This window comes from Sinorhizobium sp. GQ132 (assembly GCF_059758575.1).
On the sequence record NZ_JCAXDX010000004.1, the window covers coordinates 502,039 to 524,205 of the forward strand.

General features: G+C 62.9%; 20 protein-coding genes and 2 pseudogenes. 12 read left to right on the forward strand and 10 right to left on the reverse strand.

The window, feature by feature from the left end; all coding sequences use genetic code 11:
- Positions 1-48 precede the first annotated feature (48 nt).
- Positions 49-790, forward strand: a pseudogene (locus AC6CIG_RS14075) (hypothetical protein); the annotation flags it as partial.
- A gap of 27 nt (positions 791-817) precedes the next feature.
- A complete protein-coding gene (locus AC6CIG_RS14080; protein ID WP_127708823.1) occupies positions 818-1,081 on the forward strand; it encodes a hypothetical protein in 264 nt (87 codons plus the stop codon).
- Between the two features lie 113 nt (positions 1,082-1,194).
- On the opposite strand, the gene glnT is transcribed toward AC6CIG_RS14080, so the two are convergent.
- The 5 genes from glnT to AC6CIG_RS14105 form a co-directional block, all read right to left on the reverse strand.
- Positions 1,195-2,502: a type III glutamate--ammonia ligase gene (gene glnT / locus AC6CIG_RS14085; protein ID WP_018099595.1), complete on the reverse strand. Its 1,308-nt coding sequence runs from the start codon at positions 2,500-2,502 to the stop codon at positions 1,195-1,197.
- Between the two features lie 81 nt (positions 2,503-2,583).
- Complete coding sequence (locus AC6CIG_RS14090) at positions 2,584-3,912, reverse strand: FMN-binding glutamate synthase family protein (RefSeq protein ID WP_127708826.1); 1,329 nt, start codon at positions 3,910-3,912, stop codon at positions 2,584-2,586.
- Between the two features lie 14 nt (positions 3,913-3,926).
- On the reverse strand, positions 3,927-4,613 hold the full coding sequence (locus AC6CIG_RS14095) for a GltB/FmdC/FwdC-like GXGXG domain-containing protein (RefSeq protein WP_127708828.1): 687 nt from the start codon (positions 4,611-4,613) through the stop codon (positions 3,927-3,929).
- Positions 4,614-4,649: 36 nt separating this feature from the next.
- On the reverse strand, positions 4,650-5,555 hold the full coding sequence (locus tag AC6CIG_RS14100; RefSeq protein ID WP_018099598.1) for a class II glutamine amidotransferase: 906 nt from the start codon (positions 5,553-5,555) through the stop codon (positions 4,650-4,652).
- A 107-nt stretch (positions 5,556-5,662) separates the two neighbouring features.
- The gene (locus AC6CIG_RS14105; protein ID WP_127708830.1) at positions 5,663-6,637 is read right to left on the reverse strand and encodes a GlxA family transcriptional regulator; all 975 of its coding nucleotides are present in this window, start codon (positions 6,635-6,637) and stop codon (positions 5,663-5,665) included.
- 94 nt (positions 6,638-6,731) lie between these two features.
- Between AC6CIG_RS14105 and AC6CIG_RS14110 the strand changes: the two genes are divergently transcribed.
- The 5 genes from AC6CIG_RS14110 to folD are packed head-to-tail and all read left to right on the forward strand — an operon-like array spanning position 6,732 to position 12,715.
- On the forward strand, positions 6,732-7,982 hold the full coding sequence (locus AC6CIG_RS14110) for a sarcosine oxidase subunit beta (protein ID WP_026169144.1): 1,251 nt from the start codon (positions 6,732-6,734) through the stop codon (positions 7,980-7,982).
- 25 nt (positions 7,983-8,007) lie between these two features.
- On the forward strand, positions 8,008-8,286 hold the full coding sequence (locus AC6CIG_RS14115; RefSeq protein ID WP_018099601.1) for a sarcosine oxidase subunit delta family protein: 279 nt from the start codon (positions 8,008-8,010) through the stop codon (positions 8,284-8,286).
- Positions 8,283-11,246, forward strand: coding sequence for a sarcosine oxidase subunit alpha (locus AC6CIG_RS14120; RefSeq protein ID WP_127708832.1), 2,964 nt, complete (start codon positions 8,283-8,285; stop codon positions 11,244-11,246). The genes AC6CIG_RS14115 and AC6CIG_RS14120 overlap by 4 nt, the downstream gene beginning before the upstream one ends.
- Positions 11,239-11,772, forward strand: a complete 534-nt coding sequence (locus AC6CIG_RS14125) for a sarcosine oxidase subunit gamma family protein (protein ID WP_127708834.1) — start codon at positions 11,239-11,241, stop codon at positions 11,770-11,772. Before AC6CIG_RS14120 ends, AC6CIG_RS14125 begins: the two co-directional genes overlap by 8 nt.
- Positions 11,773-11,794: 22 nt before the next feature.
- Positions 11,795-12,715, forward strand: coding sequence for a bifunctional methylenetetrahydrofolate dehydrogenase/methenyltetrahydrofolate cyclohydrolase FolD (gene folD / locus AC6CIG_RS14130; RefSeq protein ID WP_127708836.1), 921 nt, complete (start codon positions 11,795-11,797; stop codon positions 12,713-12,715).
- A gap of 111 nt (positions 12,716-12,826) precedes the next feature.
- Here the strand turns inward: folD and AC6CIG_RS14135 are convergent, their stop codons facing one another.
- The gene (locus AC6CIG_RS14135) at positions 12,827-14,461 is read right to left on the reverse strand and encodes an arylsulfatase (RefSeq protein WP_437412885.1); all 1,635 of its coding nucleotides are present in this window, start codon (positions 14,459-14,461) and stop codon (positions 12,827-12,829) included.
- Positions 14,462-14,758: 297 nt separating this feature from the next.
- Complete coding sequence (locus AC6CIG_RS14140) at positions 14,759-15,055, reverse strand: hypothetical protein (RefSeq protein ID WP_127708840.1); 297 nt, start codon at positions 15,053-15,055, stop codon at positions 14,759-14,761.
- Between the two features lie 280 nt (positions 15,056-15,335).
- Between AC6CIG_RS14140 and AC6CIG_RS14145 the strand changes: the two genes are divergently transcribed.
- Positions 15,336-16,487 (forward strand): CBS domain-containing protein, encoded by a 1,152-nt coding sequence (locus AC6CIG_RS14145; RefSeq protein WP_127708842.1) that lies wholly within the window; start codon positions 15,336-15,338, stop codon positions 16,485-16,487.
- A 46-nt stretch (positions 16,488-16,533) separates the two neighbouring features.
- Here the strand turns inward: AC6CIG_RS14145 and AC6CIG_RS14150 are convergent, their stop codons facing one another.
- Together AC6CIG_RS14150 and AC6CIG_RS14155 are read right to left on the reverse strand one after the other, a co-directional pair.
- A complete protein-coding gene (locus AC6CIG_RS14150) occupies positions 16,534-16,890 on the reverse strand; it encodes a cupin domain-containing protein (protein ID WP_127708844.1) in 357 nt (118 codons plus the stop codon).
- A 74-nt stretch (positions 16,891-16,964) separates the two neighbouring features.
- On the reverse strand, positions 16,965-17,816 hold the full coding sequence (locus AC6CIG_RS14155) for a LysR family transcriptional regulator (RefSeq protein ID WP_127708846.1): 852 nt from the start codon (positions 17,814-17,816) through the stop codon (positions 16,965-16,967).
- A gap of 405 nt (positions 17,817-18,221) precedes the next feature.
- Here AC6CIG_RS14155 and AC6CIG_RS14160 point away from each other — a divergent pair, with 405 nt between their 5' ends.
- The 4 genes and pseudogenes from AC6CIG_RS14160 (at position 18,222) to AC6CIG_RS14175 (ending at position 20,735) form a co-directional block, all read left to right on the forward strand.
- A complete protein-coding gene (locus tag AC6CIG_RS14160; protein ID WP_127708848.1) occupies positions 18,222-18,890 on the forward strand; it encodes a 5-formyltetrahydrofolate cyclo-ligase in 669 nt (222 codons plus the stop codon).
- An 85-nt stretch (positions 18,891-18,975) separates the two neighbouring features.
- Positions 18,976-19,608, forward strand: coding sequence for a hypothetical protein (locus AC6CIG_RS14165; RefSeq protein ID WP_127708850.1), 633 nt, complete (start codon positions 18,976-18,978; stop codon positions 19,606-19,608).
- Positions 19,605-20,199: pseudogene (locus AC6CIG_RS14170) on the forward strand (hypothetical protein). Before AC6CIG_RS14165 ends, AC6CIG_RS14170 begins: the two are co-directional and overlap by 4 nt.
- The gene (locus tag AC6CIG_RS14175) at positions 20,196-20,735 is read left to right on the forward strand and encodes a hypothetical protein (RefSeq protein WP_127708852.1); all 540 of its coding nucleotides are present in this window, start codon (positions 20,196-20,198) and stop codon (positions 20,733-20,735) included. Before AC6CIG_RS14170 ends, AC6CIG_RS14175 begins: the two are co-directional and overlap by 4 nt.
- On the opposite strand, the gene AC6CIG_RS14180 is transcribed toward AC6CIG_RS14175, so the two are convergent.
- Entirely contained in the window at positions 20,686-22,002 is a 1,317-nt protein-coding gene (locus AC6CIG_RS14180) for a hypothetical protein (protein ID WP_164866773.1), read from the reverse strand. The two genes, AC6CIG_RS14175 and AC6CIG_RS14180, sit on opposite strands and share 50 nt — an antisense overlap.
- Positions 22,003-22,167 lie beyond the last annotated feature (165 nt).

A 22,167-nucleotide genomic window follows, 5' to 3' on the forward strand; every position in this document is an offset into this window, starting at 1 on the left:
CCGGAGCGCTTCCCGCGCAGAAGCCGGCGACCAAGCCAGGGCGATCGTATGATCACCACAATTGCCTTCTCTGCCTTCGCAATAGCTTCCGGCGTATGGATGAGCGTTCGCGCGGTCCGCGACCACCGGGCCGCCATTACCGAGCGCCGCGGCCTCCTGGACGAAGCGGCGCGGCACTTTCCGGGCGCCCGCATTACCCACGGCGCAGATCATTTTCCGATCCTCGCCGGCAGGCTGGACGACGGGCGGCAGGTACGGGTCGAACTCGTCCCCGACACGCTGGTCTGCCGACGATTGCCGCAACTGTGGCTGAAGCTCACCCTGCTCGAAACCAGCCCCTGTGCCAGGCCGAAGATCGGTGCGCTGGCGCGGCCGACCGGCGCCGAATTCTACTCGCTCGTGCACGAGATGCCGCATCTGTTGATCCCGCCGCCCAGCGACGCCGCCCTCCTGATGCGCGGCGACGGCAATGCTTCGCGTCGGCAGGTCGAACGCGCCGCAGCCATGTTCGGCAAGCTGTTCGCCGATCCCACGCTCAAGGAGGCCGCGATTACTCCACGCGGCGTGCGGCTGGTCCGCCAGGCGGCTCAGGGGCAACGCGGCGCCCATCTGCTGTTGCGGCAGGCGCAGTTTTCAATCACGGCCATCGCGCCCGAGACGATACGCCGGACGATCGCCGAAGCAGAGGCCCTGAGCGGCTCGCTGGCGGACGATGAGCCCGTTTATTCGCTGCCGCCGTCGGCGGGGGCGATCCCAGAAGGTATTCAACGGTTTTCGGACCGGGAGTGCGCAGTTTCAAAGTGCTGAGGAGGCCGCCGTGGCCAAGCCGATCAATCCCTATCTCGTGCTGGTATTGGCCACGGTGTTGCCCGGGGCCGGCCATGTTGCCCTGCGCGATGCGGCTCGGGGCCTGGCCTTCGCTTTTTTCGTCGTTTTCTTTTCGGTGATCACCTACATGACGACGCCACCGGACCGCTCCTTCATCGGGCGGCATGCAGGCGGCATTTTCGTCTGGGCCCTGTCGATCCCCGACGCCTACCGCCGTGCGCGCATCCGCACGGTGATGGCCCGGAAGAGCTGAAGCGACCTGCAGGTCACGGCCGGGACGTCGGCCGAGGCGTTTCCAAGATCGTTTCACTGTCTTTCAACAACGAAACGATCCGGTTCTTTTAAGCTGACGGACAAGCCCTGGTGCTACACGTCGAGCGTGGTCTGGTGCTCCCATTCGGTGAATTGCGAGCAATAGGTGTTCCACTCGCCCTGTTTCAGCTTCAGATAGGCGGCGGAGAACTCGCGTCCCAAGGCCTCCTGCAGCTCCTCGTCCCGATTGTATTCCCGCAATGCGTCGAGCAGGTTCAGCGGAAGCTTCGGCGCGTCGGTTACCTTATGGCCGTCCTTGTACATGTCGATGTCGTAGTGACGGCCGGGATCGGCCTTGGAGCGAACGCCCGAAAGGCCGGCCGCAATGATGATCGCCTGCAGGAGGTAGGGATTGACGGCGCCGTCCGGAAGGCGCAGCTCGAAACGGCCGGGGCCGGGAACGCGCACCATGTGGGTGCGGTTGTTGCCGGTCCAGGTCACCGAATTGGGCGCCCAGGTCGCGCCGGAGATCGTGCGCGGCGCGTTGATCCGCTTGTAGGAGTTGACCGTCGGATTGGTAACCGCGGCGAGCGCGCTTGCATGTTTCATGATGCCGCCCAGGAAGTGGCGTCCCTCGGCTGAAAGGCCGAACTCCGCTTTGCTGTCGGCAAAGGCATTCACTTCGCCTTCCAGGTCCCAGACCGAAATGTGGCAATGGCAACCGTTGCCCGTCAGACCCTTGAACGGCTTCGGCATGAAGGTCGCGCGCAACCCGTGCTTCTCGGCGACCGACTTCACCATGAACTTGAAAAAGGAGTGCTTGTCGGCGGTCCGGAGCGCGTCGTCATACTCCCAGTTCATCTCGAACTGGCCGTTCGCATCCTCATGGTCGTTCTGGTAGGGCTTCCATCCGAGTTCCAGCATGTAGTCGCAGATTTCGGCGATCACGTCGTAGCGGCGCATGATCGCCTGCTGGTCATAGCAAGGCTTTTCCGCCGTATCGAACGTGTCGGAAATCTTCGATCCGTCCGGCGAGATCAGGAAGAACTCCGGTTCGACGCCGGTCTTGACGCGAAGACCTTCCTGGGCGGCCTGAGCGACGAGCTTCTTCAGCACCACGCGCGGTGCCTGTTCCACGGGCGCGTCGTCCATGACGCAGTCTGCCGCCACCCAGGCGACATCCTTCTTCCAGGGGAGTTGGATGGCCGCGGACGCATCCGGGAGAGCGAAGAGATCGGGATGTGCAGGCGTGAGATCGAACCAGGTGGCAAAGCCTGCGAAGCCCGCGCCGCCCTTCTGCATGTCGGCGATCGCCTCTGCGGGAACCAGTTTGGCGCGCTGCCCGCCGAAGAGATCGGTGTAGCTGATCATGAAATATTTGACGCCCTTTTCGCGGGCGAATGTGGAGAGATCCAGTGTCACTTTGTTCCCCTTTTGGATTCCGACACTCAATTTCAAACGAAAGGGCCGCACCCTCTCAAGTGCGGCCCTTAACCCTTTCATTCAAAAGGTACCTTTGCCAGGATACCAGCTCGTTCCCGCGAGCGGCACCTGGGCCATGGCTGCGGCTTCCATCGTCAGCGCGCACAGATCCTCCGGCTCGAGATTGTGGAGGTGGTTCTTGCCGCAGGCACGGGCGATGGTCTGTGCTTCGAGCGTCATCACCTTCAGATAGTTGGCCAGCCGCCGGCCGGCGGCGACCGGGTCGAGGCGCTTCATCAGTTCGGGGTCCTGCGTCGTGATGCCGGCGGGGTCCTTGCCCTCGTGCCAGTCGTCATAGGCGCCGGCCGTCGTGCCGAGCTTCTGGTATTCTTCTTCCCAGTGGGGGTCGTTGTCGCCGATGGCGACCAGCGCCGCGGTACCGATGGCCACCGCGTCGGCTCCAAGCGCCAGCGCCTTGGCGACGTCCGCGCCGGAGCGGATACCCCCGGACACGACGAGCTGTACCTTGCGGTGCATGCCGAGATCCTGGAGCGCCTGGACGGCCGGCCGAATGCAGGCAAGCGTCGGCATGCCGACATTCTCGATGAAGACGTCCTGCGTCGCCGCGGTCCCGCCCTGCATGCCGTCGAGCACGACGACATCCGCACCGGCTTTTACCGCGAGCGCCGTGTCGTAATAGGGCCGCGCACCGCCGACCTTGACGTAGATCGGCTTCTCCCAATCGGTAATCTCGCGCAATTCGAGAATTTTGATCTCGAGGTCGTCCGGCCCGGTCCAATCGGGATGACGGCAGGCCGAGCGCTGGTCGATGCCCTTCGGCAGGTTGCGCATGTTGGCGACCCTGTCGGAGATCTTCTGGCCGAGCAGCATGCCGCCGCCACCGGGCTTGGCCCCTTGCCCGACCACCACCTCGATCGCATCCGCGCGGCGCAGATCCCTCGGGTTCATGCCGTAACGCGACGGCAGGTACTGATAGACGAGCGTCTGAGAATGACCGCGCTCCTCATCCGTCATACCGCCGTCGCCGGTGGTGGTCGACGTTCCCGAAGCCGTCGCACCGCGTCCGAGTGCTTCCTTGGCGGGGCCGGAAAGCGCTCCGAAGCTCATGCCGGCGATGGTGATCGGAACCTTCAGATGGATCGGCTTCTTCGCGAAGCGCGTTCCCAGAACGACCGAGGTGTCGCACTTCTCGCGATAGCCTTCGAGCGGATAGCGCGAGATCGATGCACCGAGAAAGAGAAGGTCGTCGAAATGCGGAACCTTGCGCTTGGTCCCGGCGCCTCTGATATCATAAATGCCCGTCGCAGCCGCACGGCGGATTTCCGCAAGCGTATAGTCGTCGAAAGTCGCGGACTTGCGCGGCGGGGTATAGGGGTTGTGATAGCTCATACTGGTCCCTGCCTTTAATACGCGTCTGCGTTGTCGATGTTGAAATTGTAGAGCTTGCGGGCCGAGCCGTAGCGCTTGAACTCTTCCGGACGGACATCCTTGACATCGGCCTTTTCCAGGAGCTCGGCCAGCTTTTGCAGGTGCTCCGGACGCATCTCCTTCTCGATGCAATCGGCGCCGAGACTCTTGACCGTGCCGCGTACGAAGAGCTTGGCCTCGTAGAGGCTGTCACCCAAGGCATCGCCCGCGTCGCCGAGCACGACGAGGTGGCCCGACTGGCCCATGAAAGCCGACATATGGCCGATATTTCCGTGGACGACGATATCGATGCCCTTCATCGAGATGCCGCAGCGCGACGCCGCGTTGCCCTTAATCACAAGCAGGCCGCCGCGGCCGGTCGCGCCCGCATACTGGCTGGCATCGCCCTCGACGACCACTGTGCCGGACATCATGTTTTCCGCGACACCCGGGCCTGCCGAGCCATGGACCGTGACCGTTCCGCCGTCGTTCATGCCGGCGCAATAGTAGCCGACGGAGCCGTTCACATCGACCACGACGGGACCGTCGATCCCGACGGCGACCGCATGGCTTCCGCGCGGATTGGCGACTTCGAAGGACAGATCGTTCGAGCCCTGCTGAATATTATGGAGGGACCTATTGAGTTCACGCAGCGGCGTGGTGGCGAGATCAATAACAGGCATACTTGAAAAATCCTTGGAAAGGGGCCGAAATACCCGTCAGGCGGCCTTCTGATGGTCCCAGAAGTAAACGGTCGCCGGCTCCGGCTCCCAGATGCGCGCGCTCTCGATATCCGGCAGGTTCACCAGCGCCCGGTATTCGGAACCGAATGCGACATAGCGATCCGTTTCGGCCATGACCGCCGGCTTGCACGCGATCGGGTCACGCACGACGCCGAAGCCCGATTTGGTACCGACGACGAAGGTAAAGAAGCCGTCGAGGTCGTCGAGCGCGCCGGTCAGGGCCTGTCCGAGATCCTTGCCCTTGGCCATTTCCGCCGTGAGGTACGCGGCAGCGACCTCCGTGTCGTTCTGCGTCTCGAAGGCAATTCCTTCGCGGATCAGTTCCCGGCGCAGATTGTTGTGGTTCGACAACGATCCGTTATGCACGAGGCACTGATCCGACCCGGTGGAAAACGGGTGTGCGCCAAGTGTGGTCACGGCCGATTCCGTAGCCATTCGGGTGTGGCCGATGCCATGCGAACCGCCCATCGAGCGCACATCGAACCGTGCGACGACATCCTTCGGAAGGCCGACTTCCTTATAGATCTCGACACTGTCGCCGGCGCCCATGATCCGTACATCCGGACGGATGGCGGCGAGAACGGCACGGACATCCGCGAGCCTGGCGGCTGCGATCCCAACGACCGCATGGGTGCTCTTGACGGCAACGCGTGCCGGCACGCCTGCTTCGGCGAGGTCCCGTTCAAGGTCTGCGAAGTCAATCTCGGGCTTCGCAGACTGGATCGTCACCTTCGCCTTCCCCTCGGTAGCCGAGCCGTAAATGGCCAGCCCGGCCGAGTCCGGACCACGGTCCGTCATGGTGATCAACATGTCCGAGAGAAGCTCGCCAAGCTGCGGCTCGAGCCTGCTGTCTTTCAGAAACAAACCAACAATGCCGCACATTCGCGTAGTCCCTCCATTCGTGCATGGAACGATGCTAGCACGCAGTCACGGGACCATCAACTGTGGAGAATATTTTTTTCTTACTAGGCAATATCAGGAGCGTCAGCTCATGAACCGCTGTGGCGGCGCAGGCTTCCCGGTGTCTCCGAAAACAGGCGTTTGAACGCATTCGAAAAATGTGCGGGGCTCGAAAAACCCGTGGCGTAGGCGATCTCCGGGATGGAGAGCGGGCTCTGCTGCAGGAGCCGGCGGGCGTGCCGCAGCCGGATCTCCCGGTAGGTGTCGAGAAAACCGGCACCGCGATGCTCCCTGAAAAGCCGGTCGAGATGGCGCGGGCTCACCCCGGCCAGGCGCGCCATGGCGGTCCGGTCGAGCGGCCGTTCGATCGCCGTTTCCATCTTCTCGAGAACCGCAAGCAGGGCGGGATGATTGGTACCGAACCGCTCCGCGGCCGAACCGCGCTGCGGCGCCGCCGGCTCGGCGACGGCCGCGTGCAGATACCAGTCGCTGACCCGGCGGGCAAAGTCGGTTCCCAGGCGTTCGGCGATCATCGCATGCATCATGTCGAGCGGCGCCACCCCGCCGCCGCAGGTGGCAATTCCGCCGTCCAGCACGAAGCGCGCATGTCTCGGGTTGAGATGGGGAAATGCTTCCTTCAGCGCAGGCGCGTGCTCCCAGTGAATGGTGAAGTCGCGGTTGTCGAGCAGTCCCGCGGCGGCAAGCACGAAGGCTCCGCTCGATATGCCGCCGACGCGAATACCGAGGCGCGAGAGACGCCGGAGCGTCGTGTGGGACGCAGGCGTATCCGCCCAGTCGGTCGGCTCGCCGCCCGCGCAAACGAAGACGGTATGGCAGGCTTCCGCTTCACTCTCCAGATCCGCACAGCCGACCGACAGCCCGGAAGATGAAGAGACGGTCCCTCCTCCCTGCGCAAGCGGGACGATCTGGTAGAGCGGCCGGCCGGCAAGAAGATTGGCCGCACGCAGGGGCTCCGTCGCCGATGCGTAGCTCATCAGCGCAAAATTGCGCACCAGCAAAAAACCGATCCTCTGCACGTTCTTGCTGTCGGAAGATGCTGCCATGACCGATTCCTACATCGGAAGGTCCCAAAATTGCAAGTCTTCGGAGGATTGGGATGTTAACCTGCCCCCTTGGATTACTTATGGGGCGGCATCCATGCGCTACTCAGCACTTTCCATCCTCCTGAACGGCCTGCGCGGCAACCGGAACTGGACGCCGGCATGGCGCCAGCCCGACCCGAAGCCCCATTACGACGTGATCATCGTCGGCGGCGGTGGCCATGGCCTGGCGACGGCCTACTATCTCGCAAAGGAATTCGGCATCGCCAATGTCGCGGTGCTGGAAAAGAACTATATCGGTTCGGGCAATGTCGGCCGCAACACGACCATTATCCGCTCGAACTACCTGCTCCCCGGCAACAATCCGTTCTACGAGCTCTCCATGAAGCTCTGGGAGGGGCTGGAGCAGGATTTCAACTTCAATGCCATGGTCTCGCAGCGGGGCGTTCTCAACCTCTTCCATTCCGACGCTCAGCGCGACGCCTATACGCGGCGCGGCAATGCGATGCGGCTGCACGGGGTGGACGCCGACCTTCTCGACCGGGCGGCCGTGCGCAAGATGCTGCCCTTCCTCGATTTCGACAATGCCCGCTTCCCCATTCAGGGCGGGCTCCTGCAGCGCCGCGGCGGCACCGTGCGTCACGATGCCGTCGCCTGGGGCTATGCCCGCGGCGCAGACAGCCGCGGGGTCGACATCATCCAGAATTGCGAAGTGACCGGGATCAGGCGGGAAAACGGGCGCGTCACCGGCGTGGAGACCAACCGCGGCTTCGTCGGCTGTGGAAAGCTGGCGCTGGCGGCGGCCGGCAATTCCTCGCAGGTCGCCGAAATGGCCGGATTGCGCCTGCCGTTGGAGAGCCACGTGCTTCAGGCCTTCGTATCGGAAGGCCTGAAGCCGTTCATCGACGGCGTGGTCACGTTCGGAGCCGGGCATTTCTACGTTTCGCAATCGGACAAGGGCGGCCTGGTCTTCGGTGGCGATATCGACGGCTACAATTCCTATGCCCAGCGCGGCAACCTCGCGACCGTGGAACACGTGGCGGAAGCCGGCAAGGCGATGATCCCGGCCTTGTCCCGTGTGCGCGTGCTGCGGTCCTGGGGCGGCATCATGGATATGAGCATGGACGGCTCGCCGATCATCGACCGCACCCCGATAGACAATCTCTATCTGAATGCCGGCTGGTGCTATGGAGGGTTCAAGGCCACTCCCGCCTCGGGATTCTGCTTCGCCCACCTTCTCGCCCGGGGCGCGCCACAGAAGACCGCCGCAGCTTTTCGTCTCGACCGTTTCGAGCGCGGCTTCCTCATCGACGAAAAGGGACAGGGCGCTCAGCCCAACCTTCACTGATTTCGCGCACCAAGGAACATCCGAAATGGCAAGCCTCGTGCCCTGCCCGAATTGCGGGCGAAGACCCAAGGAAGAATTCACCATCAAGGGCGCGGCCCTGTCGCGACCGGCGGCTGACGCGGATTCGGCCGATTGGTTCGACTACGTCTACCTGCGCGACAACCCGCGCGGCGCCTACGAGGAATACTGGCACCACACGTCCGGGTGCCGCCGCTGGCTCGTCGTTGCCCGGGACACCGTGACGCATGAGATTGCGGCGTGCGACGATGCGGCCGACCGCTCGCGATCGGAGGCGCGCAAATGAGCTCCTACCGTTTGCCGAAGCGCGGTCTCGTCGACCACAACACCCCGCTCTCCTTCACCTTCGACGGTCGCCCCATGCGGGGCCTCGAAGGCGACACGCTCGCTTCGGCATTGCTTGCGAACGGGCGGATGCTCGTCGGCCGCAGCTTCAAATACCACCGGCCCCGCGGGCTCCTGACGGCGGGGGCCGCCGAACCGAACGCGCTGGTCACGGTTGGCCGCGGCGGCCGCGCCGAGCCGAACACGCGCGCCACCATGCAGGAGCTCTACGAGGGCCTCGAGGCGCGGAGCCAGAACCGCTGGCCCTCGCTCGACTTCGATATCGGTGCGCTGAACGGTCTACTGTCACCCTTCCTCGGCGCCGGCTTCTACTACAAGACTTTCATGTGGCCGGCGCCGCTCTGGGAGAAGCTCTACGAACCGGTCATCCGCAAGGCTGCCGGCCTCGGCAAGGCAAGCTACGAAGCGGATCCCGACGCCTATGAGAAGAGCTGGGCGCATTGCGACCTGCTGGTCATCGGCGCCGGCCCGACGGGGCTAGCCGCGGCACTTACCGCCGGCCGGGCCGGCGCGCGGGTCATTCTCGTCGACGAGGGCTCGCTGCCCGGCGGCTCGCTCCTGTCCGATACGGCGACGATCGGCGGCGAGGCGGCGGCTGATTTCGCCCGCGACGCAAGCGACGAATTGCGGTCGATGCCGAATGTCCGGGTCCTGATGCGGACGACCGCCTTCGGCTGGTATGACGGCAACGTCTTCGGCGCGCTCGAGCGCGTGCAGAAGCATGTGCGGGAGCCCGCCAGCCATCTGCCCGTCGAGAGGCTGTGGCGGATCGTTGCCGGAAAGGCCCTGCTTGCGACAGGCGCCGAAGAGCGCCCGCTCGTCTTCGGCGGCAACGATCGGCCGGGCGTGATGATGGCAGGCGCGATGCGCGCCTATCTCAACCGCTACGGTGTCGCCCCGGGCCGGGCGACCGCCATCTTCACCACCAACGACAGCGGCTATGCGCTCGCGCAGGACCTCGAAGCCGCAGGCGTCGACGTTGTCGCCATCGTCGACAGCCGCCCTGCGGCCGGCGTCGGCTATCGCGGCAAAGCGCGCCTCGTCCGGGAAGCGGTCGTGTGCGGCACCAAGGGCGGCAAGGCGATCTCGGCGATCGAAGTTCATCACGGCGGTCGAACGGAAACGATCGCGGTCGATGCGCTCGCCATGGCGGGCGGCTTCGACCCGGTCATCCACCTTGCCTGCCACCGAGGCGGCAAGCCCGTCTGGTCTGCGGAAAAGGCGGCGTTTCTCGCGCCCGGGAGCTTGAAGGGGCTCGAGGCTGCAGGCGGTGCCGCAGCGACGACGGGCCTCGCTGCCTGCCTCGGGGAAGGCGCCGCACGAGCTGAAGCCATCGTCAAGGAGTTCGGTCTGTCCTGCCCGCCGGTCGCCCTTCCCAAGGTCGAGGGCGACGAAGGCAGACATTCCCCTGCCCCGCTGTGGTCGATCCCCGGGGTCAAGGACAAGGCCTTCGTCGACTTCCAGAACGACGTGCATCTCAGGGATATCGGTCTGGCCGTCCGCGAAGGCTACAGCCATGTCGAGCTTGCCAAGCGCTACACCACCACCGGCATGGCCACGGACCAGGGCAAGCTCTCGAACGTCAATGCGATCGGGTTGATCGCCAAGGCACGCGGCGTCTCGCCCGCCGAGGTCGGGACGACGACCTTCCGCCCTTTCTATACGCCGGTATCCTTCGGTGCGCTGACCGGCGCGCATACGCGCCATCATTTCCAGCCGGTCCGCAAGTCGCCGCTTCATGATTGGGCAAAGAAACATGGTGCCGTCTTCGTCGAGACGGGTCTCTGGTATCGATCCTCCTGGTTTCCGCTGAGCGGTGAGCGGACCTGGCGGGAGAGCGTCGAGCGAGAGGTCCTGAACGTAAGGAAGAATGCCGGACTCTGCGACGTCTCGATGCTCGGCAAGATCGAGATAACAGGAAGCGACGCCGCCGAATTTCTCAATCGCGTATACTGCAACGCCTTCCTCAAACTGCCCGTCGGAAAGGCGCGTTACGGGCTCATGCTGCGCGAGGACGGCTTCATCTACGACGACGGCACGACGAGCCGCCTCGAGGAGAACCGTTTTTTCATGACGACCACCACCGCCTATGCGGCCGGCGTCATGAACCACCTCGAATTCTGCGCGCAGGTGCTCTGGCCGGAACTGGACGTGCGTCTTGCCTCCATCACCGACCAGTGGGCGCAAATGGCGATTGCCGGCCCGAAAGCACGCATGATCCTGCAGAAGATCGTCGACGAGGATATATCCGACGCGGCGTTCCCGTATCTTGCAGCGAAGGAGGTTTCGCTGTTTGGCGGCGCCCTTCACGGCTGCCTCTTTCGGATTTCCTTCTCCGGCGAGCTCGCCTACGAACTTGCGGTTCCGGCCGGCTACGGGGAAAGCGTCGCCGATGCACTCCTGGAAGCGGGGAAGGATCACGGCATCATGCCCTACGGCGTCGAGACGCTCAGCGTGCTGCGCATCGAGAAGGGCCATGTGACGCACAACGAGATCAACGGGACCGTCGTGCCGGCCGATCTGGGCTTCGGGAAAATGGTTTCGGCCAGCAAACCGGATTTCGTCGGCAAGGCGATGCTTCAGCGGGAGGGGCTGACCGCGCCCGACCGGCCGCAGCTGGTGGGGGTCGTGCCGCTCGATCCGCAGCAGTCGTTCCGCAGCGGCTCGCACATTCTCGCCAAGGGGGCGGCTGCCACCCTCGAAAACGACGAGGGCTATGTCACCTCGAGCGCCTATTCTCCGCATGTCGGATCCACCATCGCGCTGGCGCTGGTCAAGAACGGCCGCAACCGTCACGGCGAAGAGGTGCTGGTCTGGAGCGGCCTTCACGGAGAATCCACGCCTGCACGTCTCTGCAATCCGGTTTTCTTCGACCCTCAGAACGAGAGGCTCCATGTCTGAATTCCGTCCAACCCTTCGTCCGGGGCTCGGCAGCAAGCAGACGGTCGCTTTCGCCGATTTCAGGCTCTCGCCACTGCCGGAAGGCACGATCATCCATGTTCTCGCCCGGCCGGGTCAGGAGGACATCGTGCCCTTTCTCGGCAGGTTCACCGACGCGGCTCCGCACGCTTTGCGCCCGGTTTCGCCCGACCAGTGGTTCATCATCAGCGACGCACCTATCGCGCATCAGGAAATGAAGAGCCTCTTTGCCGCCCTCGAACCGCGCGCCACCGGAGTCGATCAGAGCCACGGCCGCGTCCGTATCCGGATCGAGGGAAAGATGGCGCATCGCGCGCTTTCGAAAGGCACGGCGCTCGACCTCGATCCGTCCGCGTTCCCGATCGGGCAGTGCGCGGTGACGCTGATCGGCCATATCGCGGCCCATGTCACCCGCGTCGGAGCGGAAACCTTCGAGATCATCGTGCTGCGCGGCTTTGCAGAAAGTCTTTGGGACGACCTTGCCCGAATGGGCCTGGAATTTGGCTGAACCGCACTGTCGGATGGCGAATATGACGACGATCATCGACGGCAAGGCCGTAGCGGCTTCCATCAACGGAGCGATAAAAGACGCAAATGCCGAGCTGCAGCAGCAGACGGGCAAGAAAACCGGACTTGCCGTCATTATCGTCGGCGACGATCCCGCAAGTCATGCCTATGTCGGCGCAAAAAGCCGCATGGCCAAGGCGTGCGGCTTCTTTTCGGTCCAGCATACGCTGCCGAAGGAAACGACGCAGCAGGAGCTTGCGGACCTGGTGCATCAACTGAACGGTGATGACGGCATCCATGGCATTCTCGTGCAACTGCCATTGCCGGAACATCTGGACGCAGATGCCATCATTCAGTCGATCCGGCCCGAAAAGGACGTCGACGGCCTGCATGTCGCCAATGTCGGAAAGCTCGCAACCGGCGATCTGGAGAACGGCCTGATCTCCTGCACCCCGGCAGGCGCGATGGTCTTTGTGCGCCGCGTACACGGTCGCGACCTTTCCGGCCTGAATGCGCTGGTCATCGGTCGTTCGAATCTCTTCGGCAAGCCGATGGCACAACTGCTGCTGAATGCCAATGCGACCGTGACGATCGCCCATTCCCGCACCAACGATCTGGCCTCGATCTGCCGCAACGCCGATATCGTGATCGCTGCGGTCGGCCGGCCCGAAATGGTCAAAGCGGACTGGTTGAAGCCGGGCGCCACCGTCATCGATGTCGGGATCAATCGTGTTCCCGCACCCGAGAAGGGGGAGAACAGGACGAGACTGGTCGGCGACGTCGCTTTCGCGGAGTGCGCACCTTTTGCATCCGCCATTACGCCGGTTCCCGGCGGCGTCGGGCCGATGACCATCGCCATGTTGATGGCCAACAGCGTGATTGCAGCTCACAGAGCGTCCGGCCTTAAGGTGTCCGAACAGCTCTCGAAGCTGATATCCGGCTGAGCCCGCGACCAGTACCGTCGATCAATACGGTCCCACCGAGCGGTGTAAATCCTTCGATGAATAGTCCAGCGACGGTCCGCCAAAGCGATCGGACCGTCGCTGGCTCATTAGCTAGTTGCCTCCGCCGGCTGCGCGCAAAGCAGCTTCGATCTTGCTCAGATTGAACGAACCAGGCGATTGGCTTGGAGGATAATCCTTCATCGTCTGCAGGAACTTCGCTGCCATGCCTTGGATCGGCACGATGACGAAGACTCGCTCCAGGAACCAATCATTATAGGTGTTCGAATTGTGCTGCGCTTTCTCGAAGGGATCACGGCGCAGGTGAAAGAGCAGCGGCACACGCAGCTCGGTGAAGGGTTCGCGCCAGACACCGAAGGCTTCGCCCCGATTTTCCAGGAAGACAACTTTCCAATCGTCGTAACGCGCCGCCACGACCTGACCATCGTCGTTCACGTACCAGAACTCACGACGCGGTGACTCGTTGACCTTGCCTTCCAGATAATCGAGCTGGTTGTGGCCGTCGATGTAGTTGCGGTAATGACGGCCGTTCAGATCGACCCCGTCAAGAAGTTTTTCCTTGATGTCCGGTGCCCCCGCGATGGCGGCGAAGGTCGGCAGCCAATCCTCGTGCGAGACGATACCGTTCAACGTCTTTCCGGCCGGGAAGCGACCGGGCCAGCGCACAAAGGTCGGAACGCGATAGGCTCCTTCCCAGTTCGAGTTCTTCTCGCTTCTGAAGGGCGTCGTGGCGGCATCCGGCCATGTATTGTAGTGAGGCCCATTGTCGGTGGAATACATGACGACGGTGTTTTCGGCGATGCCGAGATCGTCCAGAAGCTGCAGCAGTTCGCCGACCTGCATGTCATGCTCGACCATCCCGTCATGGTACTCGTCGCCGCTCGGTCCCGATATCCCGGTATTGGACTCTTTCACATGCGTACGAAAATGCATCCGCGTGGCGTTCCACCAGACGAAGAACGGCTTCTGCGCCTCATGCTGACGTGAGATGAAATCCCGGGCCGCAGCGAGGGTTTCCGCATCGACCGTTTCCATCCGCTTTCTCGTCAGAGGTCCGGTGTCCTCGATCTTTCCGTCCGCACTGGCCTTGATGACGCCGCGCGGGCCAAAATTCTTTCGAAAGTCCGTGCTTTTCGGATAGTCGCGGTTCTCAGGCTCTTCCTCGGCGTTCAGGTGGTACAGATTGCCGAAGAACTCATCGAAACCGTGGTTGGTCGGGAGGTGTTCGTCGCGGTCGCCCTGGTGGTTCTTGCCGAATTGACCCGTGGCATATCCCTGGCTTTTCAGGACGGTGGCCATCGTCACGTCGCTCTCTTGCCAACCTTCCTTCGCACCCGGTAGACCCACCTTCGTCATGCCGGTGCGAACGGGGACGTTGCCGCCGATAAAGGCGGCCCGACCCGCTGTGCAGCTTTGCTGACCGTAGTAATCCGTGAACGACAAGCCTTCCTGGGCAATCCGGTCGATGTTCGGGGTCCTGTAACCCATCATGCCACGATTGTTGTGGCTGATATTCCAGGTACCGATGTCATCTCCCCAGATGACGAGAATGTTGGGCTGTTTCCCGCCGGAAGCTGCCGGCTGTTGCTGAGCCTTTGCAGTGCCAACGCCCGTGACACCGCTTGCGGCAGCTGCAGCAAGCATCGTGCCGCCGAGCAGGAGGCTTCGACGATCTAAAGACAAGGAATCCTGCACTTTCTCGCGCTTTTCGGCATCTGGAGGGCTCATGCTTTGCTCCTGAATAGATAAATAGGTGTTTTCCGATGCGCGGCTTGCATCCCTGCACATCAAGGCGTGGCCTTGCCGTGACAGCTCCCTGGAGCTGGAAACCGTTCCCAAGCTCGAGTGCCGGCACATGTAAGCCGGACAGATTATCGGTCGGACGTACGGGCATGAGAAGTTGGACCAAGGGGCAATGCGACGGCGAGAGCCCGCCCGAGTAGACCTCCGGGCGTTGCGTCCTTTTGCCGGCGGCGTAAGGAAAATGGTTTCCACCGTCGCACGCGACGTGAGAAAGGAAATTCTCTAGAGATACATGCCCAGGCAGAGAATCGACACGGCCAGCATCGGCAACCGTCGACTCTTCACGCGAAACATGGGGGCGATCGCAAGGGCTGCGAGAGAGGCGACCGCTGCGGCAAGAACGCTTCCGGCAGAGAGATACAGACCCAATGCTCCGACGAAAACCGCGGCTCCGACAGTCGTCTCGGCCGCGGATTCCCAGTTAAAGGATCCAGTGCGAAAAGCGGAAAGAAACGCAGGGCCGCTCAAGCCTAGAGCGAGCCAAATCAGCACAGAAGAGGAGAAGCCGAAGAAATCCAAGTTGCACCCGTACCCGACTGTGGTCGTGTTAGGGCAGCAATTTACGTGCCAACTTCCAGCCTCCCCTGGAATGGGCCGCAGCAGCGAACGAACATCGCGCGATGCGATAGGGTTCGCTACGCCGAGGCACTTCTCCACGATCCGCGTCATCGCGCCCGGTCACACCGCCCATTTCCGAAATGTCGCTGGAACCACACAGAAATCCGTCCGTGCTATTGCTTCGCCCTTTTTATAGGCACATAAGCTTCGAAAAATAAGCAACTGCATCCGACGCTCCCGAATGATTGTCCCCCCTCCGCCACACGAAGTTCGAAAGTCCGGCCGTTTGCCGAGATTCAAGCTGTTCTCGCCGATTCTGGCGGGTGCAACGCTGAAAGAGCGCTTGATCGGCTGTATCGGAGCGTTGATCGGGATTTGTGTCACCGGCCTGGTTTGCGGGTTCGTTTTTGGGGACGACCCCCAGCTGCCGCTGATCGTTGCGCCCATCGGCGCCTCTGCCGTCTTGCTCTTTGCCGTGCCGGCCAGTCCGCTTGCGCAGCCTTGGTCGATCATCGGCGGGAACACGATCTCCGCCCTGATCGGCGTCTCCGTGACCTATATCGTGACGGACCAGATGCTTGCCATCGGCCTCGCAGTCGCTCTGGCGATTCTTGCGATGTCGCTCACGCGATCGCTTCATCCGCCAGGAGGCGCCGCCGCGCTGACGGCTGTCATCGGTGGAGCCGCGGTCGCGCGCTCGGGTTTTTGGTTCCCGTTCATACCCGTTGCGATCAACTCCCTGATCCTCGTCGGATTGGGCATTCTGTTTCATAGGCTGGCCCGCCGCCAATATCCTCATCGACCCGGAATTGCGCCGGTGAATACACATGCGACGGCGGATCCCCCACCTGCGCTTCGTGTCGGCTTCAATTCCGAGGACATAGACTCGGCAATCGCGCGGTTGAATGAAACACTCGATATCAGCCGGGAGGACATCGATGCCCTCTTGAGGGAAGTCGAACTGCAGGCCCTCGTCCGACAGAGGGGAGAGTTGACTTGTGCCGACATCATGTCCCGCGACGTCGTAACCGTGCCCGGCGACACGACCCCCGAGCATGCACGATACCTGCTGTTGAAGCACGACATTCGTACACTTCCAGTGCTTGACGAGAACGAGAAGCTTCAGGGTACGGTGGGCCTGCGGGAGCTCGCCGGTAAAGAGCCCGGGAGCAAACTGCCGATAAGCGCGGCAGCTACCGCCAGGCCATCCGACCCTGCGATAGGCCTGCTCCCCCGCCTGACGGACGGGGCGACACACGCCGTCGTCATTCTCGACGACGGCGGCAAGGTTGTGGGCATCATATCCCAGACCGATCTGCTCGCGACTTTGGCCAAAAGTCTCTCGCATAATGGTCTGTCCGAAATAATGCAGGGCAACGGGCAGGGTATCTGAGGCGTCGAGCCGTGGATATTATATGCAGGACCAGGTCGTCCGGGCGCTAGATGCGGGTTTTTGGCGCCGGTGCTCGGTCCGAGTCACCCGAATTGGGTTCTCCCTTTGGCTCGATTAGAAGAACCTTGACCTCCGTCTCTGCCCGGGGACGATGTACAACGCCTTTCGGAACCACGAACAGCTCGCCAGCTCTGACCACCTGAGAGGGTTTCCCTTCGATGTCCATAATCATTTCGCCCTCGAGGACGTAGAAGAAATCGTCCGTGGTCTCATGCTTGTGAAATGGGTATTCCCCTTTAAACTTGACGACCATGACATCGTTGCCGTTGTAATCGGACACGACGTGCGGGTCCCAATGGCTCGAAAACAGAGCCAGCTTCTCGGAAATATTGATTGGTTTCATCGGATATCCTTTCGGCTGTTCGCCGCAACTATCGGTGAAGGTGATTTGATCCGACGCGAGTTCTCCGACCCGCTTCAGACGCCGGCACTGGATGCGGCGGCCCTCAATCCCGCCCGAATGCGATCCAGCATAGACCGATCTGCCTTAGCTGAGGAAACGAGATAAGCGGGGTAGGCAAATTCCGGACTGTTGGGAACGAGCTCGAGACTGCCGTCCACAAGATAGGGCCGAACGAAGCCCTGCCGAAAATATCCGGATCCGCCGACTGCCAGAATGTAGTCGAGAGCAAGCGGCCCATAACTGATCGCTACCACCGGACTCGGACCGCCCGGAAACGCCGCCCTATAGCTGCCGGCAAAATCCTCTCCCCAATCGATGCCAATGAGGTCTTCCGGTCCGGACGGCTGCGGCATGGCCGTCGTGCGGACGAGAACGAGCTTTTCCTCGAAAAGCAGCTCCGCAAGCGTGCCTGGACGATTTGGCGCTCCATAAAGGACCGCCGCATCAAGTGAACCGTCCTGCACGAGTTCCATCAGCCGCTCGGATCTGTCGATCGAGGTTCGAATGGCCACGCTGGGGCATTCGCGGCGCATCCACAAAAGCCAATGCTTCAAGAGTGGATCCCACAGACTGAGCTCCGCACCGATCGTCACCATGGCCTCGCGCCCCGGGGGCAAAGCGACCGTGGTTCGCGCCGCCTCCCATACTTGCACCAGGCTCGTTGCAAAACGGAAAAACTGCTCTCCGGCGGGGGTCAGCCTGGCACCGGCCTTGTTCCGAATGAACATGGGCCTGTCGAGTTGTTCCTCGAGTACGCGAATTCGCGCACTGACCGCGGTCTGCGAGATGTTCAGATTGGCAGCGGCATTCACGAAACTTCCTGTCTTGACCACCTCGAGGAACGTACGCGCAATGCTGATGTCCATCTTCGCCCCCCGCAAATGGCGTCGCCACGTCAGCCTGCCTGCCGGTGGCACGCATTCATCAAAATAAACGCAGAATATTTGCGGTTAACCAGCAATTCAATTCGTTTGTCAGCGGAATTCGCGGTTGCCATCCTGGTGCGCGTGCCTCGGTCGATCCCGGCCAGCCACGCTGCTTTGATGATCTGAATGAAGGGCGTTACTCCCGATGCTCGAGCGAAAATCCAGGTCTGACAGAGCCGAAACCCCGGCCGCAGCCCACGGGGTCGCGACCGACCCGGCATTCGGCTCCCCGGTGCCGCCGCTATACTTGTCCAAAACCAAACCAGCACATTGACGATCTTCTGGAAGGACTTGACCTTGGATTGGCGCCTGTTGAGCGTAGATCTATTGAGGAGGTAGACAGGGATGGACATCGACGATGATATTCCGCCGAGTTTTGCGTCGCCACCCTGCTTGATGCACGAACTCGACCCGGCCTATGCGGGCCTGTCATCCGACCGGTCGATCTGTGCCGATGTCAGGCGGTGGCGGACAAGCGAACGGGCTCGCCTCATCGCGCAACGCCTGACCATATCTCCCGACCTTCGGACCGCTTGCGAAGCGCAGATCGTCAGCCGTCTGCTTGCCGAAATCGGACCCGTGCGCGGCCGTGTGGTCAGCGTCTACTGGCCGTTTCGGGGTGAGCCCGATCTCAGACCGCTGATGCGGCAAATAGCCGATGACGGCGGCCGATGTGCGCTCCCGGTCGTGGTCGAAAAAGGACAGCCTCTGGAGTTTCGCCTCTGGCGACCAGGCGACAAACTCGTCCGTGGGATCTGGAACATACCCGTCCCGGCCAGGCCTGTTTCATGCACCCCCGATATCATCGTCGCCCCGGTCGTGGGCTTCGATCCGTCGTGCTATCGGCTTGGTTATGGCGGGGGCTATTACGACCGGACACTCGCGACAATGGCGGCGACGCGCCGCGTACTGGGCGTTGGTTTCGCACTGTCGAGGATAAGGACCATTTGTCCTCAGGCGCATGACATCCGGATGGACGCCGTGGTGACCGAAGCGGGCACAGATCATTGCTAGCGTGCGTTGAGTTCCGATTGGGCAGCGGTCATCGAATCGAGAACGTGGCGCCTTGGCGAAAATTATTCTAGGTTTCTCCGCGGGCTTGGGTCGACTTGTGGGCGGCTGCGGATCGGGTGTCGCGATGGACGAGCAACGACGGAGCTACCGGCAACGGCTCATTGCGCTGGCAGCCGCCAGTATCGGCACTCTGGCGGCCAGTGCGATCTCCTACGGAGCGGCGATCTATCGCGCCGCCAATCCCGAACCCCTGCGCGCCGCCGGGCCGGGCGAGACGGTCGATACCGGGCGATGGCATGTGACGATCGCCGGAGCCCGCATGAGCGATGTCCCCCCTTCCGGCAGGAGACCGCCCGAACCGAAAACTTTCCTGCTTGTCGATTTCGAGGCCGGCAACCGCTCGGCGGCGACCGCCCACCTGCCGGCGAAACTGCTCACCTTTGCCGGCCTGGAGGCGAAACTTGCCTCCCCCAACTTCTATTTGACACGGGACAAGGCGTTCAGCCCCGGCCTGCACCCAGGCATGCCGGAGAGTTTGACCGCCGTATGGGAATGGCCGGCGGGGGAAATGCCGCCGCGTGAGCTGAACCTGCTGATCGGGAGCCAGATCTACAAGAAACGCGACAATCTCTATGGCGCCTCCAACTGGTTCGACCGTGATCCGGTGGCGGTGGTGTCCCTGATTGTTCAGCAGGAAGCGGCGAGGGCAAAACAATGACGGCCCTCGCAAATATCGTCGCCCTGCTCCTGGCGACGGCGGCGCTCTACGGCATGCAGCACTCGACGCCCTCCTACAGCGAAATCCTGTCGCCCGTGGCGGTGCCGGCCGCGCAGGGAAAACCGGCGCAGGCCGAACGCTTCGTCTTCGGAGTCGCCAAGGTGCATCTCGCCCGCCAACTGGTCGCTTCGCATTTCGGCGAGCCGCGTACCTACACCACCTCCGGAAAATGGCTTGTCGTCGAAGCGGCGGCGAAGGCGCAAGACCGATCGATATCGCTGACCTCGGCTGCGTGGCGCGGCCCCTTCCGGCCTGCGCTTTGCCATGAGCACGCGCATCGGCAGTTCGCTCGGGCTTTTGGGTGCCGAGCGCCTCGAGCCCGGGATTCCACGCCCGGTGCTGCTGATATTCGAGCTGCCCGAGGACCAGATCGAGGGGGGTACACTGCTGGTCGCCGAGACCGCGCTGACTCCCCTGTCCGAGCAGGTGGAGATCGCCATGGACAGCGTGCCGCCGGAAAGCAGACACGAGTCCCTCACCCTTGCACGCGGCGGCCGCATCATGCCCTGGTCGCTGGAGTTTCAGCAATGAGCGCACGGGCTTCGTCACGGGAGAGAACGAGCTACTGGATCAGCCTCGTATCGCTGCTCGCCGCCGTGCCGCTCGCGGTCCTTGTCGGATCCCGGGGCGAATTCGCCGCATGGCTGCAACGCCGCATGCAGCCACCTGTGACCGTCGAGCGCGACGGCAGCGGGCAAGTCTCCGGCGGCAGCTGGCGGCTCACATCGCTGCGCCGGCTGCCGGGAACCTTGCCGGACACGAGCCTCATGCTGGCGGAAATCGACGTCTCGGTCCAGGCAGCGGACGTCCTGAAGCGGGCCTTGCCCTGCGCGCTCTCGCTGACGGATGGCGCTGGCCGCCGCTGGGACCCGCTGCCGCTGCCCGGCCGTCTTTTACGCGAGGCCGATCCCGAGATTGCCGACAGGCCGCAATGCACGACGCTGACGATCGGTAAGGCCGGCGAGGCGTCGCTTCGCGTCGTCGAACTCTTTCTCGTGCCGCGGCAGGCGGACGGGTTCACCCTGTCGCTTGCCCTGACCGGCTCGCCGCCGATTGTCTTGAAATAACGCTTGTCCGGTGACCAGCAGCCTGCGGGATGCCGGCTTCGCCGGATCGGGACACTGCGTATTCCAACATGGCGGCCAGCAGGGCGATCCGCACCGGACCGAAAAGGATTCCGCCGTCGAGCTCGGTCGGACTGCCGACGAGAACGGCCAGGACGTCGCCTATCCGCTGCCAGGTTTCGAGGTCGTGCGGGCCGAGATGACGGGTTGCGCCGTACCACGCCCAGGCGGGGAGCCAGCTGGTGGCGCGGTAAAGCACCACGAAGGCGAGCAACGTCCCGAGACCGGCGCCGAGCACCGTGCGCAGGCAGGCCCCGACCGGCCGGTAGCGGGTCCGATAGCCTCCGAGGAAGTGGGCGGCGAAATCGGCCAGCCATTTGCGCAGCGTGGTGGCGCGAGCGGGCGGCGACGGAGCGGCGACGGGTTTTGCCGAAATGTCGTAGCCATAGATGATGGCAGCCATTACGAGCCAGACGAGCGGCAGGAGGGCGTAGAAGAACAGTTCCTGCGCCTGCGTGACGAGTCCAGGCTCCTGGAACTCCACCGCAGTGCCGCCCGCTGCCGCGTGTGCTTCCATGGAAAATCCGACGATGCCGGCTTCCACCGCATCGAGAAACGCGCCGGCGCCGAGCCAGCTTATGAAGTCGTCCTTCCATCTGTCCAGCGCATAGAGCCCGATGAAGATCCAGCTCGCGTCCGCCGCCACGATAACGAAACGCAGCCACGGCGACTGCAGGCGCCCGTTGGCGCGCTTGGCAAGCCATCGCACGAACCAGCAGGCGAGGATCGCCGCAATCAGGCTGCGCGAGCGCAGGAGCTCGAAAATCTGTAACCGTTCTCCCAGTGCCACCCGATCCAGGGCGAGACGAGAATACTCGCGCACCGTGTCGCCGAGGAAACCCCACGCGGCGTAATAGGCGAAGAACGGCAAGATGGCTGCGGAGGCAATCACCAGAAGGCGATTCAACTGCCGTTCCTTCTTCGTCGAGCCGGCAGCTGGCGCCATGCCGCGCAACGCGGCGAGCACCGACAGGCCGGGACGCAGGATCGCGAACATCGCAATGACCACCAGCAGCTTGACGAGGACGACAAGCGACAGCGTTACCATTCCGCCAAGGGGGGTTTTCAGGCCGACGCCGACCGCAGCCTCGAGGAGCAGGACACGCGCGATATATCCGAGCGTCGCGGCAAGCAGAAGCTGCGGCCAGAAACGTGCAAGGAGGCGCGCCGTCAATGCCGCCAGTCCGCCGATATCCTTGAGCATCCCCATGCCCCGAACCTAACCATAACCTTCCGGGCGCTCAACCGGGCAAATAGATGGAAAATGGCGGTCCGCGGGGCTGCGCTACGGAAGGATTGAACGCCCCGTATTGCTCCGCTGAACGCGACACTGCAAGACGGACGCCGCATCGGCGCTGGGGAGCCCCCAAACACG

Excerpts from the sequence above, each read along its gene's own strand:
- AC6CIG_RS14090 (WP_127708826.1), bottom strand. The coding sequence starts at position 3,912 with ATGAGCTATCACAACCCCTATACCCCGCCGCGCAAGTCCGCGACTTTC.
- AC6CIG_RS14095 (WP_127708828.1), bottom strand. The coding sequence starts at position 4,613 with ATGCCTGTTATTGATCTCGCCACCACGCCGCTGCGTGAACTCAATAGG.
- AC6CIG_RS14100 (WP_018099598.1), bottom strand. The coding sequence starts at position 5,555 with ATGTGCGGCATTGTTGGTTTGTTTCTGAAAGACAGCAGGCTCGAGCCG.
- AC6CIG_RS14105 (WP_127708830.1), bottom strand. The coding sequence starts at position 6,637 with ATGGCAGCATCTTCCGACAGCAAGAACGTGCAGAGGATCGGTTTTTTG.
- AC6CIG_RS14110 (WP_026169144.1), top strand. The coding sequence starts at position 6,732 with ATGCGCTACTCAGCACTTTCCATCCTCCTGAACGGCCTGCGCGGCAAC.
- AC6CIG_RS14115 (WP_018099601.1), top strand. The coding sequence starts at position 8,008 with ATGGCAAGCCTCGTGCCCTGCCCGAATTGCGGGCGAAGACCCAAGGAA.
- AC6CIG_RS14120 (WP_127708832.1), top strand. The coding sequence starts at position 8,283 with ATGAGCTCCTACCGTTTGCCGAAGCGCGGTCTCGTCGACCACAACACC.
- AC6CIG_RS14125 (WP_127708834.1), top strand. The coding sequence starts at position 11,239 with ATGTCTGAATTCCGTCCAACCCTTCGTCCGGGGCTCGGCAGCAAGCAG.
- folD (WP_127708836.1), top strand. The coding sequence starts at position 11,795 with ATGACGACGATCATCGACGGCAAGGCCGTAGCGGCTTCCATCAACGGA.
- AC6CIG_RS14135 (WP_437412885.1), bottom strand. The coding sequence starts at position 14,461 with ATGAGCCCTCCAGATGCCGAAAAGCGCGAGAAAGTGCAGGATTCCTTG.
- AC6CIG_RS14145 (WP_127708842.1), top strand. The coding sequence starts at position 15,336 with ATGATTGTCCCCCCTCCGCCACACGAAGTTCGAAAGTCCGGCCGTTTG.
- AC6CIG_RS14150 (WP_127708844.1), bottom strand. The coding sequence starts at position 16,890 with ATGAAACCAATCAATATTTCCGAGAAGCTGGCTCTGTTTTCGAGCCAT.
- AC6CIG_RS14155 (WP_127708846.1), bottom strand. The coding sequence starts at position 17,816 with ATGGACATCAGCATTGCGCGTACGTTCCTCGAGGTGGTCAAGACAGGA.
- AC6CIG_RS14160 (WP_127708848.1), top strand. The coding sequence starts at position 18,222 with ATGGACATCGACGATGATATTCCGCCGAGTTTTGCGTCGCCACCCTGC.
- AC6CIG_RS14175 (WP_127708852.1), top strand. The coding sequence starts at position 20,196 with ATGAGCGCACGGGCTTCGTCACGGGAGAGAACGAGCTACTGGATCAGC.
- AC6CIG_RS14180 (WP_164866773.1), bottom strand. The coding sequence starts at position 22,002 with ATGGGGATGCTCAAGGATATCGGCGGACTGGCGGCATTGACGGCGCGC.